Below are 14112 nucleotides of genomic sequence, written 5' to 3' on the forward strand. Positions count from 1 at the left end.
GCAGGGGGGACCCTGTGGGAGAGTAGGACGCCGCCGAACAATCATTCACAGAGAACCCCCATCCGGGAAACCGGATGGGGGTTCTCTGCATTTCCAGACAATCTCAAAAATCCGCTCGGGCTATGTCCACCCGCAGGTGGTGCTAGGACCACCTCGCAATTGGGGTGGCATGGCCAGTGCCTGGAGCGGGTCGTTCGTGAACACTTGTGGAGGACGATCGAGACCGGCATCAGGAGCTTCCGTGGCAACAGCGAGTCGAACGAGCGGTGCGACGGTGCGCGCGCAGACCGAGGCGGCCGTCGCGTCGGGCGGCCAGGGGCTGGCGCGGCTGGCTCTCCTGGTGGTGGGCGCGGTGCCGGGGCTGGTGCTGCCGGTGGGGGCGGCGATGGCGGCGGGTGGGGTCACGGCCTCGGTCTTCCAGGATTCCTACTACCCGGTGGTCCTGTTCGGCCTCGCGGTGGCGGCCGTCGCCGGCGCCCTGGTGGCGGCTCTGTTCGTGCGCCGCACGGCGAGCCGGACGCGCCAGCAGCTGGAGCGCTGGTACGGCATCCGCCTGCCGGCCGTGTACCAGCCACGGCCCGCGTTGGAGCTGGACGAACGCGGGCACTGGTGGACGGGCTACTCGTACCACCGCTCCCGGATGGTCGCGAAGTACGCGCAACTGCTGCACTGGGGCGCCCGGGACCGGACGACCCGGTCGGAGGTGGCCTGGCTGGCCATCAGCCCCGCCCTGGTGGTGGCGCTGGCGGGCCCGGTGGCCGTCCTGATGGTGCTGGGCGTGGCCTGCATCCTGACGCCGCTGTCTGTGGACGGGTTCGGGCCGGTGCCCGCACGCCTGGTGTCGGTCCTGCTGAGCGCCGTGCTCGGGCTCGGCATGGTGGCGGTCGGGGTGCTCGTGGCGCCGTACGCGGTGCGCGGGTACGCCGAGGCGGCCCGCCGGGTGCTGGACCAGGACGGCCGGGCGACGCACGCCCAGCTGACCAGGCGGGTGGCCGAGCTGACCGAGACCAGGGCGGACGCGGTCGGCGACCAGGCGGCGGAGCTGCGGCGGATCGAGCGGGACCTGCACGACGGCGCGCAGGCGCGACTGGTCGCGATAGGGATGACGCTGGGCACCATCGAGCACCTGATGGATACCGACCAGGCGGCCGCCCGGGAACTGCTCTCCGAGGCGCGGCAGTCCTCGGCCCGGGCGCTCCAGGAACTGCGGGACCTGGTCCGCGGCATTCACCCGCCGGTGCTCGCCGAGCGTGGACTGGGCGACGCCGTGCGCGCCTTGGCGCTGGACAGCGCCCTGCCGACCGAGGTGTGCGTGAGCCTGCCGGACCGTCCGCCGGCGCCGGTGGAGGCGGCGGCCTACTTCAGCATCTGCGAGCTGCTGGCCAATGCGGCCAAGCACTCCGGGGCGGAGCAGGTGTGGGTGGACATCCTGTACCGGGCCGGGCTCCTGCGGATCACGGTGACGGACGACGGGGTGGGTGTGGCGGATCCGTCCCGGGGCACCGGCCTGCGCGGGATCGAGCGGCGATTGGGTACCTTCGACGGTGTCCTCGCCATCGACAGCACGTCGGGCGGTCCGACCACCATCACCTTGGAGCTGCCGTGCGAGTTGTCCTCGCCGAGGACCTCTACCTCCTTCGCGAAGGCCTGATCCGACTGCTGGAGGCGCACGGTTTCACCATCGCCGCGGCCGTGGAGACGGGCCCCGAACTGCTGGAGGCGTTGCTGACCCACCGGCCGGACGTGGCCGTGGTCGACGTCCGGCTGCCCCCGACGCTCACCGACGAGGGGCTGCAGGCGGCGCTGAAGGCCCGCAAGGAGATCCAGGGTTTGCCGGTGCTGGTGCTGTCGCAGCACGTTCAGCAGCTGTACGCGCGCGAGCTGCTGGCCGACGGCACCGGCGGGATCGGATACCTGCTGAAGGACCGGGTGTTCAACGCCGACCAGTTCATCGACGCGGTCCGCCGGGTGGCGGCCGGCGGAACGGCGATGGACCCGGACGTGATCGCGAAGCTGATGCAGATCACCTCGCGTCGGCCCGGCCCGTTGCTGCGGCTGTCCCCGCGCGAGCGCGAGGTGCTGGAGCTGATGGCCGAGGGCTGCTCCAACTCGGCGATCGCCGCCCGCCTGGCGGTCAGCGACGGTGCGGTGGCCAAGCACATCGCCAACATCTTCACCAAGCTCGAACTGGCCCCCGCCGAGGATGCCAACCGCCGGGTGCTCGCGGTGCTGACCTACCTCAACGGAACGGCCGGGCCGAAGGGCTGACGATCCGCCCGGTCCACGGCGGGCGGGTCGTCAGCCCCGGACGGTGACACGCCAGGCTGCGGAAACGCTGAAACAGGTGTACGAGTAAACTCCGGTGGGCCGAGCCCGGAGGTCGCTCAGCCGTCCGGCGCCCCGACAAGCGGGAACCGGCAGCCGAGGCAGCGTACGGCAGCAGCCGACATCCAGGGGTTGATAGACGTAATGGCACGCCCAACGCTCACCAAGGCCCATCGGGGCCTGCTCGGCCTGGTCGCGGCCGGCGCCTGCATCATCTCGGGCATCGGCTTCGCGGGCTCGTACAACGCGGTGCGCGAACTGGCCCAGGAGAAGGGCTTCGGGGCCTTCTCCTACGCCTTCCCGATCGGCGTCGACGCCGGCATCGTCGTACTCCTCTCGCTCGACCTGGTACTGACCTGGCTGCGGATTCCCTTCCCGATGCTGCGGCAGACCGCCTGGGTGCTGACCGTCGCCACCATCGCCTTCAACGCGGCCGCCTCCTGGGGCGATCCGCTCGGCATGGGGATGCACGCCGTCATCCCGGTGCTCTTCGTGGTCGTGGTCGAGGCCTCCCGGCACGCGGTCGGCCGGATCGCGGCGATCACGGTCGACCGGCACATGGATTCGGTCCGGATGATGCGCTGGCTGCTCTCCCCGGTGCCGACCTTCAAGCTCTGGCGCCGGATGAAGCTGTGGGAGCTGCGCTCCTACGACGAGGTCGTCCGGCTGGAGCAGAACCGCCTGGTCTACCGGGCGCAGCTGCGCTTCCGGTACGGCCGCGGCTGGCGCCGCTCGGCGCCGATCCAGGCCCTGCTGCCGCTCAAGCTGGCCAAGTACGGGGTGCCGCTGGACCCGACGCTGTTCGATCGTCTGGACGAGGAGGCGCGCGAGCGCGAGGCCCGGGAGGCTCTGGCGGAGAAGGAGGCACTGGAGCTCCAGCGGCAGGACGGCCGCGCCGCCACGGCCATCGCCCCGGCCGAGGCCGCCGCCCCCGCGGCTCCCGTCGCCGCCGCCCCCGCTTCGGCTTCGGCCCGCCCGGAGCCGGCCCGGCAGGCGCAGCAGATATCGCAGGTCCAGCCTCAATCCCAGGCCCAGGCTCAGACCCACGTCCAGCCCCAGCCCCAGCCCCAGCCCGAACCGGCCGCGGCCCCGGCTCCGGTCGCCGTCGCGCCGATGTCCGCCGAGGTGGCCGCGCCGATGCTGGCGAAGCTGGCAGCCGTCCGGCTGCGTGCCGCGCAGGAGCCGAACGGCGTGGCGGAGGAGGCCCCGCAGCCGCACCGCGAGGAGCTGAACGTGTGGACCGAGCGCCCGGTGCGCACCATGGGCCACCCGTCCGACGCCGCCCCCGGCGGGCGGGTGCCCGGCCAGGCCTCGCCGTGGTTCAAGCCCCCGCGTCCGGTCGCCGAGGAGCCGGTCCTCCCGCAGCAGCCCCAGGCCCAGGTCGCCCAGGAGGCGGGGTTCGCCGCCGAGCCGCAGCCCCGTCACCCGGGGCAGCCCCTCCCGGCTGGGCAGCCCGCTCCGGCCGAGCAGCCCGTCCACGACGAGCAGTTCGTTGCGGCCGAGCAGCCCCCCGTCCACGACGAGGAGTCCGCGCCGCGCTCGGCCCCGTCCCGGCTGGATCCGGACCTGGCCTATGACGCGCTGGTCAGCTACATGGACAACCACGAGCACCAGCCGGACCCGCAGCGCCTCGCCGAGTGGCTGACCAAGCAGTACGGCGTCACCGGCAACCGCCCGGACGGCTCGGTCCACCCCAAGGACGTCGCCGAGCTCTACCCGCAGCTGCGCGACCGCTACGCCGCCGCCGGGAGGGACTGACCCGGGCCGCCTCGGCCGGACGCCCCGTGGAACGTTCCTCCGTCGAACGCTTCTCCGTCCACCGCTCGGTCGGCCGTTGACGCCCGATCCGGCCGGAGCTACCTTCTCCTCAACAAATTGTTGAAGTGCTGGTCCGGCGTGGAGGAGTGCGGATGTCGCAGGTCGAGGTCGACGGTAACGGACCGACGGGCGGGGCCTCCTTCTCCGCCACCGCCCGCGCCGCCGTGGAGGCGCTGCTCGCCCCGGTCGACGCCGACCTGGCGCGCCGCTATCCCGGCGACACCGGTACCAGGCAGCCGGTGCACACCGTCTACGTCCCGGCCGACGCCTTCGCCGCCGACACCGTACGGGAGTGGGGCCGCCAGGCTCTGGAGGCCTTCGACACCCACGCCGGCACCCCCGCCGAGCTGGCCCGCGCCCTCGGCCTGGCCGACGACGAGCTGCTCGCCGACGTGCACGCCCGGGTCCGCGCCAAGCTGGAGCGCGAGCCGGTCGAGGACCTGCGGATCGACTTCGAGGACGGCTACGGACCCCGCCCGGACGCCGAGGAGGACGCCGCCGCCGTCCGCGCCGCCGAACTGGTCGCCGCCGCCGTGGCCGAGGGTGCCGCGCCGCCGTACCTCGGCATCCGGATCAAGTGCATGGAGGCGGCCGTCCGCGACCGCGGCATCCGCACCCTGGAACTGTTCCTGGCCACCCTGCTGGCCGGCGGCGGCCTGCCGGACGGCCTGGTCCTCACCCTGCCCAAGGTGACCTACGCCGAGCAGGTCACCGCGCTGGTCCGGCTGCTGGAGGACTTCGAGTGCCGCGCCGGGCTGCCCGCCGGCCGGATCGGCTTCGAGATCCAGATCGAGACCACGCAGGCCATCCTCGGCCCGGACGGCCGGGCCACCGTGGCCCGGATGATCGAGGCCGCCGAAGGCCGCGCCACCGGGCTGCACTACGGCACCTTCGACTACAGCGCCTCCTGCGGCGTCAGCGCGGCCCACCAGAGCATGGACCACCCGGTCGCCGACCACGCGAAGGCGGTCATGCAGGTGGCCGCAGCCGGCACCGGCGTCCGGCTCTCCGACGGCTCGACCAACGTCATCCCGACCGGCTCCACCGAACAGGTGCACGCCGCCTGGAAGCTGCATCACGACCTGGTCCGCCGCTCACTGGCCCGCGCCTACTACCAGGGCTGGGACATGCACCCGGCGCACCTGCCGACCCGCTACGTCGCGGTGTACTCCTTCTACCGCGAGGGCCTGGCGGCCGCCGCAGCCCGGCTGGCCGCGTACGTCGCCAAGGCGGGTGGCGACGTGATGGACGAGCCGGCCACCGCCCGGGCGCTCAGCGGCTACCTGCTGCGCGGCCTGGACTGCGGCGCCGTCGACCCGGCCGAGGTCACCGCGCTGACCGGCCTGGACCGCGCCCGGCTGGACACTCTGGCCGGGCGCTGACCCCGCGACCGGCCGACGAAGCCCGGCCAGGGCTTAGGGCGTGTCTTGTGGATCAGGCCGGATCGGACTGCGGCGTCAGGGTGCGTGCATCGCAAGGCGGAGGAGGGGGTCCATGCGGTGGGGGCACCTCCCGGCCGGAGGCTGGGGGCCATCGGCGACCGACGACAACGCGGCGAGGTGCGTGCCCTGACGCCGCGGTCTCGGCCTGATCCACACGACACGCCGTAGGCTGGCGGTGCCGCCCCGGGAGGCCCGGGGTGTGCGCCGCCAGCCGTCGCCGTTTCCGGGAGAACCACCGCGTCATGTCCGCCACGCCGGAACCGACCGCCAGGCCGTACCTCACCATCCGGCGGGCCGGCAGCCACGAGACCGAGATCAAGAAGTCCCGGTTCATCTGCCACCTCGCCCGGGTCGCCGACGAGGAGGAGGCGCAGGCCTTCATCGCCGGCATCCGCAAGCAGTACTGGGACGCGCGGCACAACTGCACCGCCTTCGTGGTCGGCGACGAGCAGCGCCGCGAACGCTCCAGCGACGACGGCGAGCCCGGCGGCACCGCCGGGGTGCCGATGCTGGAGGTGCTGCGCCGGCGCGGCCTGACCGACACCGCCGCCGTGGTGACCAGGTACTTCGGCGGCATCAAGCTCGGCGCGGGCGGCCTGGTGCGGGCGTACGGCAACGCGGTGTCCGAGGCGGTGGACGAGATCGGTCTGCTGGAGCGGCGGCCGGTGGCCCTGCTCGCGGTGACGGCCGACCACGTGCGCGCCGGGCGGGTGGAGAACGACCTGCGGGCGGCCGGCTACACGGTGAGCGACCTGGCCTACGAGCCGGCCGGGGTGCGGATCGAGGTGGGTGTGCCGCAGCCGGAGGTGTCGGCCTTCCACGCCTGGCTGGCCGAGGCGACCGGCGGTACCGCCGTCGCGGTCCCGGCCGGCCGGACGTACGTCGAGGTGCCGGTCTGATGCCGGAGCAGGCGGGCGGCGGCGCTTTCGGCCACCTATTCGGCCAGATCGCGGCCGATCCGTTTCGGAGCCTTGCGGGGCGTGCCTAGCCTGGTCCGGTCGTCGAGCAGGAAGCCGCCCCGAGATGCCCGTCGTCCAGACCGTCACCCTGCCGCCGGGGGCCAGCACCGGCTGGCACTACCACCCGGGCCGGGTGGACGTGGTGGTGCTGTCCGGGACGCTGACCCGGACCCTGCACGACGGCCGGGTCGAAGTCAGCCGGGCCGGGGACTCGCTGGTCGAGGAGGCCGGATCGGTCCACGTCCACGTGGGGCGCAACCTCGGGGACGAGCCCGTGGTGCTGATTGCGAGCTACGCCGCCCCGGCCGGTTGCCCGTTGGCGGTGCCGGTCGCGGAGCCCGCGTGGAGTCGCAGCGGCGCCCGGCCCGCCGAGGCCTGACCTGCTGAGGTCTGACCAGGGCTGCTCCGGCGCTGTCGCCCGTGCCCCGTCGCCCGCCGTCCGCCGTCCGGCGGCGAGGGAGGCGGGCCCGGGAGCCGCGCCACGCGGTGCACGGCTTGAGCAGATTCACCCGAACGTATTGACGTGGCCCGGAGTTGGAACTTCCGCTCCGGGCCGTGGCGTTTCCTGGGCAAGGATCCGGCCGAACCGGACGAATAACCCATCGATGGAGGACACCAGACCCCACCCCGCACCACGGAGGTATGCGCATGACCTCAGACCGCTTTTCGTCGCCCGCCGGCGCCGACCTGACCGGCCCCGCGACGCCCTACCGGATGACCGTCACCACCACCCTCCCGCACCGCGAGGCCGTCGCCCTGGCCGACGAGCAGCTCGCCGCCTGGCTGAAACAGGAAGGCTGCGAGGAGCCCCCGCCGGCTCCCCGTGCCCTCGCTGGGCCGCCCCCGGCCGGAGCGACCTCGACGGGGACGGCTCCAACCCGACCGAAACCGCCCGAACTGACGCCCCCTGGGCTGACGACGTCCGGACCGGCGCAGCCCCGATCGGCCCCCGCCGCCGAGCGACTGCGCCTGGGCGACCGCGTCCTGCTCGACCGCGACCAGGGCCCGCTGCGCGGCGGCCCGGCCGCCGGCCGCTACGACCGCCGACGCCTGCGCACCCCGACCCCGCACGGCACCCAGCAGCTCACCCTGACCGTGGCCACCGCGGCCGACGGCCCCACCTGGGTCCGGCTGGAGGCCGAGACGCACAGCACCGGCAACGGCGTGCGGACCCCTTGCCGGGTGCCGGTGCCCGAACTCGCCCGCGCCCTCCTGCCGCTGCTCGACGCCACCGACGGCCCGGCCGCCGTCCACCCGGCCCCCCGGGTGATCACCGCCGGCGAGGTCGACGGCCTGATCGACGAGCTCTGCGACCCGGAGCGCCGGCTGCCCGTCGTGGTCGCCAGCGTCCCGGTGAACCTCCCGCTCGACCGCTGGGTCGAGGACGTCGTCCGCCCGCTCTGCCACCAGCTGCCCGGCCTGGCCACCGCCTACGTCCTGGACCCGGGCGCCCGGACCGGGTTCAACGTCGCGCTGGAGTACCACAGCGTCTACGGCGGAGCGGTGCGCACCTACCTGCCCGAGGTGGACCCCGCCTCCCGGTCCGACGGCGCCCGGCACCCGGTGCTCGCCCGGGGGCGAATAGAGCAGGACCTCCGCCGCGCGGCCGGGCTGCTCGCCCGCGAGCCGCGCCGGCTCGCCGCCGACCTGCCGCTGCCGCCCACGCTGGCGGCCGTCCCGGTGCTGCGGGTCGCCCCGGCGCCGCCCCGCGCGGCCGTCGGCCCGGCCGGAGACCCGGCCGCCGCCCGCGCCGAGCTGGCCGCGCTCGTCCGGGAGGAGCAGCAGGACCGCGCCGAGCAGCAGGCCAGGGCCGACGAGCTGGAGCGGGTCCGGCGCACCCTGCGCCACGAGCGCCGGGACAACCGGGTGAGTCGGGACAGCCGGGACAAGCAGGACGGCCGCGAGGGTCATGAGGGCCGCGACCGTCCGGAGCTCCGCGAGCGCCACGACGGCCGGGACGGCCACGTACGGGCCGGCTCCCGCGCCCTCACCGGGCGCCACTGCATCCTCCAGGGCACCGCCGGGCACTTCGCCGCCAAGTCGTCCGCCCGGCCCGGAAAGCCGGAGACCTTCACCGAACTCATGGCCAGGATCGACGAGTTCACGCTGCTGACCTTCACCGGTGACCAGAAGAACGCGCTCGCCCTGGACGGGCTCCGGTGCTCCGGCGCGGGCTGGGCCCGGCTCGCCTGGGACGGGCTGACCGCCCTTCAGGAGTACGCCGAGGCGGCGGTCCGCGGCGCGGCCGGCGGCGACTTCAAGCAGTGGTGCGAGCACACCCCGGAGGGCTGCCACCACTTCCCGCCCCGCAAGGCGGTGCGCGGGGAGTCCCGGACGGTGTTCAGCCACACCAAGTGGAAGCGCGAGCGGATGCTGCCCGTCCCGGAGAGCGTGGACGCCTCCCGGCGCGCCTTCATGGGCGCACACCTGCGGATCGGCGGCGGCCGTACCGCGCCCCGGCTGCACTACCTGGACGACTGCTCGGGCAGTGGCCGGATCTATGTCGGCTACATCGGCCTGCACCTGACCAACACCCGGACCAACTGAGAGGCTGGGCTGACCACTGCCGCCCGTTCGGTGGACAATGTCCGGCAGGGGCGGGCCGCAGGGTCGCCGGCCGCCCCGGGCAGGCGCCGGACGAGCATGGGGGAACGACGACCGATGCAGCACTCAGCAGACGGCCAGCCCGACGGCACCGCCACCGTCCAGTTCCCCCGGCCGGGCTTCCTCGCCTCGGTCTTCAGAGAGTTCAACACCGACCAGGGACAGGGACAGGGTCAGGGCCAGGGCCCGAACGCCGCCGACCCCGGCCCGGTCGTCCCCGGTACGCCCGGTGACGGCATGCCCGATGACGGCGCGTCCGGCGACGGTGCGTCCGGTGGCGGCCCGGCCGAGCCCGAGGAGTCCATCGCCGCCCACGGCCGGGCCGCCGCCCTGACCCACCACCGCACGCTCACCGTCCAGGCCGAGCACGACCGGCTGGCCGACCTGCTCCGGCGGGCCGCACTGCCCGTCTCGGCCATGGACTTCGAGAGCCAGCTGCGCCACTACGAGCCCCGCCCCTACCCGGCCGACGGGCCGCAGACCGGCAGCGAGGCCGAGCCCCGCTGGGCGGACTTCGCGCCCGCCGGGCCGGCCACCGCCGACCCCGACGGCGCCCCGGCCCGTCGCCTGCTCGACTCCGGTTACCAGCGCGAGCTCGCCCAGGCCCGGCTGGCCCACCAGCGTTCCCTGCGCGAGTGGCGCACCCGCCGGGCCGAGGCCGACAACCCGGCCGCAGACGAGTCCCGGCGCGTCCACGAGGCGGCCGAGGAGGCCCGGGCCCGCGCCGTGCGCGAGTACAACGAGAGCCTGGAGGAGTGCCGACGGGCCTACCGGCTGTCCGAGCCGGCCGCCGTGGAGTCACTGCTGGAGCGGGCGCTCGCCGCGGCCGAGACCGCCACCCAGGACCTGCCCGCCCCCTGCCGGGCGGTCTTCCGCCCGCTCACCCGTACCGCCGTGCTGGACCTCGACCTGCCGCCGCTCGACCTGGTGCCCTCGCTCACCGGCTACCGGCTCGCCCCGGACGGCGACATCGTCCCGGTCCCGCGCCCGCCGGCGGACCGGGCCACCGACTATCTGCGCCTGGTCGCCCGGCTCGCCCTGCGCGCCCTCCAGGCCGCCGACGCCGTCGACACCGACGAGATACTCGCGGGCGTCGTGCTCAACGGCTGGCTGCGCGAGCCCGGCACCGCCGAGCCGCTGTGCCTGGTCAGCGTGGACGCCGACCGCGACGCACTGGCCCGCACCCGGCTGCTGCCGCCCGCCACCCCGTACGAGGAGCGCGACGACGAAGGCGTCTACGCCGACGCCGAGCAGGACGAGGCGCTCGTCCGGCTGCGCCAGCTCGGCGCCGCCGTCACCCCGGACCCGTACGGCCGCGTGGGCGTGCAGCCCGCCGCGCAGGCGGGTGCCGCCGTACCGGCCGCACCCGACCTGTCCGCCAACGAGTTCGCCCAGCTGGTGCGCGATCTGCTCACCCGCGGCGGGCTCGCCGAGTGGAGCGTGCGGCTGCGCGGCCCGGCCGGACTGGTCGCCACCGTCGAGGGGGCCCCGGGCAGTGCGCTGCCCGGCCGCTGGGTGGTCTGGGCCTCCCGGGGCGCCGCGCCGGTCAGCGCGGAGGAGATCGTCACCCTGGCCGAGGCCGTTCAGGAGGAGTCCGCCGAGCGCGGCCTGCGGCTGACCACCGGCCGCTTCGCCGACGAGGCCCTCGACCTCACGGGCGAGGAGAGCCACCGCCACATCCACCTGGTCGACGGCGACGGCGTGAGCGAACTCGCCCGCACCCACCTCGGCCTGCCCCTCGCCGCCGGCCGCTGACCCCACCTCCGGTCCCCGCCCCACCCCCGTCCCCGTCCCTGTCTTCGCAGCTCACCCCGACGGACCGCCCGGCGGGCGCGCCCCCGCACCCGACCCGAGGCTGGGGAGCGGGCACCGGCGGAGCAGCGGCACCCCGGGCGATCACCGTCGAACGGTCGTCCGATACGGTCGGCGGTCGGCCCGGCCACGGGCGGACCCCAGGGGGAGAGGAATGGGCAGAGCGCCCGGCAGACCACACGGCGGCACCCGCCGGCGCCCGCACGGCGGATCGACCCACCCGGAGGCGGCCCGGTGACCGCCGTCCTGGTCGCCGCCGGGGCGTTCCTGATGACCCTGATCGGCGGCTTCGTCGCCCAGCGCACCGGCGACCGCCGCCACCTCGTGCTCGGCTTCGCCGCCGGCCTCATGCTCGGCGTGGTCGCCTTCGACCTGCTGCCCGAGGCCATGCGCCAGGCGCCGGACGAGGTGCACGGCGTGCCGCAGGCGCTGCTGATGTTCGCGGTCGGCTTCCTCACCATCCACGTGGTCGAACGCGCGGTCGCCATCCACCGCGGCCACGAGAGCGAGTACGCCGAGCACACCCACGGCCACCAGCACGCGCACGCCCACCACGCCGGGCGCCAGGGCGTCGGCCTGACCGCCGCGCTGGCCCTGGTCGGGCACAGCGTGATGGACGGCTTCGCGATCGGCGCCGCCTTCCAGGCCGGCACCACGGTCGGAACGGTCGTCGCCATCGCCGTCGTCGCCCACGACTTCGCCGACGGCTTCAACACGTACACGATCACCCGGCTCTACGGGAACAACCGGCGGCGGGCGCTGACGCTGCTCGCGGCGGACGCGCTGGCCCCGGTGTCCGGCGCCGCGATCACCCTGGCCTTCACCATCCCCGAGCACCTGCTCGGCCTCTACCTCGGCTTCTTCTCCGGGTTCCTGCTCTACCTGGCGACCTCCGACATCCTCCCGGAGGCCCACAGCCCGCACCCCTCCCGCAGCACCCTGCTCTGCACCGTCGCCGGGGTGGGGTTCATGTGGCTGGTGATCGGCCTCGCCACCTAGGCCCGGCAGGGCAGGCCGGAACGGGCCGAAACGGAACGGGCCGAAACGGGACGGGGCCTAACGCGGCGGGCCGCCTCGCGTCGCCGACCGCTCCCGCGTCACCGCGCTGCGCCCGGGGGCGCCGTCCGCGGTGGTGGACCGGCTGCGAGGAAGCGGGCCTCGGCGGCGCGCAGCACTCGCAGCAGCACTTCCTGCTCGTCGGGACCGACCTCGCCGAAGTACTCCTGGGCCACCTCGTGCCGGACCTGCCCGATCCGTTCCACCGCTGCGCGGCCCGCCTCGGTCAGCAGGATCCGGACCGCCCGCCGGTCGGCCGGATCGGGCCTGCGCTCGACCAGGCCGGCCTCCTCCAGTGCGTCGACCACGGTGGTCGCCGAGCGCGGGGCGATGTGCAGCCGCTCGGCGAGGTCGCTCAGCCGCATCGCGCGGTCCGGCAGCTCGCAGCCGGGCGCGTGGGCCAGGGTGTTCAGCGCCCGGGCCTGGCCGGGGGTGATGCCGTACGGCTCCAGCCGCCACCCGGTCTGCCGACGGATCCGCTTGATCGCCCTGGTCATCGTGTCGGCCAGCTCGGCGGCGGTGTCCGAGGCCGTGGTGTCCGAGGCGGCGGTGTCCGAGGCCGCGTCCGAAGCCGTGGTGTCCGAGGCGGTCGCCTCGGCAGGGGCGCCGGGCGGGCCGGGGGAGGGGTCCGCCGGGTCGGTCGGCGTGGTGGTCATCGGCGGTCTCCTCGGCAGGCATCCGCCCCAGGGTATCGGCCGGTCCGGGGCCGGCGGCCGACAGCGGACGGCACCCGGAGAAAAATGTTGAGCTTGGCTCAGTACCTGGGTTAGCGTAGCCCCAACTGAGGGGACCCTAAGTTCCCTCCCAGGATCCTGGAGGGCCCGTGCCCCGCTCCGAAGCCCGCGTCACCACCGACCGCCCCACCCGCTACGCCAAGCAGCTCGCCGCCCACATGGGCCGCAAGATCGAGGCCACCTTCTCCGAGGAGACCGGCTGCGGCACCCTGGTCTTCGGCGCCGGCGCCGCCACCCTGGAAGCCCAGCCCGACGCGCTGCTGCTCACCGTCGAGGGCGAGCGGGAGAACCTGCCCGGCCTGGAGGACGTCGTCGGCCGCCACCTCGTCCGCTTCGGCGCCCGCGACGAACTCGTCATCGAATGGCACCGCGACAACGGCGAGACCGGCCTCGTTCACCGCAACGACGACCCCGAGGCCTGACCGCCGCCGCCCCCGCCGCCCGGCCGGGGCAGCCACCGGGCCAGCCCCCACAGCACCAGGGCGGCCAGGCACCAGCTGGCCACCACGTCCAGCAGCCAGTGGAAGTCGCTCCACACCAGCCCCGCGCCGACGCCCACCGCCAGCAGCACCGCGCCCGCCGTCAGCAGGCGCGCCGCCCACGGCCCCGCCACCCGCACCAGCAGCAGCGCCGCCACCCCGTACGAGAGCGACGCGGTGGCGGTGTGCCCGGACGGGTACCAGCCCCACTGCCCCGGCGTCAGCGGATCACCGAGCGGGCCCGGCCGGGCGAACGCCGCCTTGGCCGGCACCACCAGCAGCGGGATCAGTCCGGCGGTCAGCGCCGCCACCGGCAGCGGCAGCCACCAGCGCCCCGCCGCCCCCGTCCGGCGCCACCGCCACGCGGCCAGCACGCCGGCCGCCAGCAGCACCGGGATCGCGGGCACGCTGTCGCCCAGGTCGGACAGGACCTGGCCCAGCTGGTCCAGCAGCACGCTGGGGTGGTCCCGGTGGGCGCTCCGGACGGCTCCGCGGACCGCGCGGTCCCATCCGAGCAGCGGGCCGTCCGCCGCCACCTGCCACGACACCAACAACAGGACGACCACCGCCGTCAGCGGCACGGCCACCGAACGGGCCGCCCGGCCCGGAACGCCGGACAGCCGCCCCGGAGCAGGGGGGAGAGCTCCGGGGCGGCTCTGATGATCGCCGTTCCGTGCGCCCCGGGGGGTGTGGGTCGGACGGTCGGTCGATCGGTCTTCGGTGGGCGCCACCCCTCCCGGGGCGGCCTGGTTGTCCTCGCGGCACGCATGCGGGCCCGCCGTCGGGGGCGACCCCGCAAGCGGCTCCGCCCATGGCTGCGGCTCGCTGTCCATCGGTGATGACACTACGTCAACAGCCTTTCCGCGCCGAGCGCCTTCGGCGA

The 14112-nt window shown here is 74.9% G+C and carries 12 protein-coding genes; 10 read left to right on the forward strand and 2 right to left on the reverse strand.

Translation table 11 applies throughout. From position 1 onward, the window contains the following. Positions 1-241 precede the first annotated feature (241 nt). From ACFWPT_RS36915 to ACFWPT_RS36955, 9 genes are all read left to right on the forward strand, one after another. The gene (locus ACFWPT_RS36915; RefSeq protein ID WP_279634894.1) at positions 242-1651 is read left to right on the forward strand and encodes a sensor histidine kinase; all 1410 of its coding nucleotides are present in this window, start codon (positions 242-244) and stop codon (positions 1649-1651) included. Beyond that, on the forward strand, positions 1603-2268 hold the full coding sequence (locus tag ACFWPT_RS36920; protein WP_063347646.1) for a response regulator transcription factor: 666 nt from the start codon (positions 1603-1605) through the stop codon (positions 2266-2268). Before ACFWPT_RS36915 ends, ACFWPT_RS36920 begins: the two co-directional genes overlap by 49 nt. 201 nt (positions 2269-2469) lie before the next feature. Then, entirely contained in the window at positions 2470-4083 is a 1614-nt protein-coding gene (locus ACFWPT_RS36925; protein ID WP_380487188.1) for a DUF2637 domain-containing protein, read from the forward strand. Positions 4084-4235: 152 nt separating this feature from the next. Next, positions 4236-5525, forward strand: a complete 1290-nt coding sequence (locus ACFWPT_RS36930) for a DUF6986 family protein (RefSeq protein ID WP_380487190.1) — start codon at positions 4236-4238, stop codon at positions 5523-5525. Positions 5526-5827: 302 nt separating this feature from the next. Further along, positions 5828-6484, forward strand: a complete 657-nt coding sequence (locus ACFWPT_RS36935; protein WP_063347643.1) for a YigZ family protein — start codon at positions 5828-5830, stop codon at positions 6482-6484. A 124-nt stretch (positions 6485-6608) separates the two neighbouring features. Further along, positions 6609-6923, forward strand: a complete 315-nt coding sequence (locus ACFWPT_RS36940) for a cupin domain-containing protein (protein WP_380487192.1) — start codon at positions 6609-6611, stop codon at positions 6921-6923. Between the two features lie 269 nt (positions 6924-7192). Next, positions 7193-9091: a hypothetical protein gene (locus ACFWPT_RS36945; RefSeq protein WP_380487194.1), complete on the forward strand. Its 1899-nt coding sequence runs from the start codon at positions 7193-7195 to the stop codon at positions 9089-9091. 114 nt (positions 9092-9205) lie between these two features. Next, positions 9206-10903, forward strand: coding sequence for a restriction endonuclease (locus ACFWPT_RS36950; protein ID WP_380487196.1), 1698 nt, complete (start codon positions 9206-9208; stop codon positions 10901-10903). A gap of 327 nt (positions 10904-11230) precedes the next feature. Then, on the forward strand, positions 11231-11959 hold the full coding sequence (locus ACFWPT_RS36955) for a ZIP family metal transporter (RefSeq protein ID WP_063351112.1): 729 nt from the start codon (positions 11231-11233) through the stop codon (positions 11957-11959). A gap of 98 nt (positions 11960-12057) precedes the next feature. On the opposite strand, the gene ACFWPT_RS36960 is transcribed toward ACFWPT_RS36955, so the two are convergent. Further along, on the reverse strand, positions 12058-12672 hold the full coding sequence (locus ACFWPT_RS36960) for a MarR family winged helix-turn-helix transcriptional regulator (RefSeq protein ID WP_380487198.1): 615 nt from the start codon (positions 12670-12672) through the stop codon (positions 12058-12060). Between the two features lie 167 nt (positions 12673-12839). Between ACFWPT_RS36960 and ACFWPT_RS36965 the strand changes: the two genes are divergently transcribed. Next, a complete protein-coding gene (locus ACFWPT_RS36965; RefSeq protein WP_380487200.1) occupies positions 12840-13172 on the forward strand; it encodes a DUF2218 domain-containing protein in 333 nt (110 codons plus the stop codon). Here ACFWPT_RS36965 and ACFWPT_RS36970 read toward each other — a convergent pair. Continuing rightward, positions 13145-13816, reverse strand: coding sequence for a phosphatase PAP2 family protein (locus ACFWPT_RS36970; protein WP_380487202.1), 672 nt, complete (start codon positions 13814-13816; stop codon positions 13145-13147). The genes ACFWPT_RS36965 and ACFWPT_RS36970 overlap by 28 nt on opposite strands. Between the last annotated feature and the right edge of the window lie 296 nt (positions 13817-14112).

The sequence above is a fragment of the Kitasatospora sp. NPDC058478 genome (assembly GCF_042720345.1).
GTDB lineage: Bacteria > Actinomycetota > Actinomycetes > Streptomycetales > Streptomycetaceae > Kitasatospora.

Coding starts and splice junctions, on each gene's coding strand:
- ACFWPT_RS36950 (WP_380487196.1), top strand. CDS start 9,206: ATGCAGCACTCAGCAGACGGCCAGCCCGACGGCACCGCCACCGTCCAG.
- ACFWPT_RS36955 (WP_063351112.1), top strand. CDS start 11,231: ATGACCCTGATCGGCGGCTTCGTCGCCCAGCGCACCGGCGACCGCCGC.
- ACFWPT_RS36930 (WP_380487190.1), top strand. CDS start 4,236: ATGTCGCAGGTCGAGGTCGACGGTAACGGACCGACGGGCGGGGCCTCC.
- ACFWPT_RS36925 (WP_380487188.1), top strand. CDS start 2,470: ATGGCACGCCCAACGCTCACCAAGGCCCATCGGGGCCTGCTCGGCCTG.
- ACFWPT_RS36935 (WP_063347643.1), top strand. CDS start 5,828: ATGTCCGCCACGCCGGAACCGACCGCCAGGCCGTACCTCACCATCCGG.
- ACFWPT_RS36940 (WP_380487192.1), top strand. CDS start 6,609: ATGCCCGTCGTCCAGACCGTCACCCTGCCGCCGGGGGCCAGCACCGGC.
- ACFWPT_RS36945 (WP_380487194.1), top strand. CDS start 7,193: ATGACCTCAGACCGCTTTTCGTCGCCCGCCGGCGCCGACCTGACCGGC.
- ACFWPT_RS36960 (WP_380487198.1), bottom strand. CDS start 12,672: ATGACCACCACGCCGACCGACCCGGCGGACCCCTCCCCCGGCCCGCCC.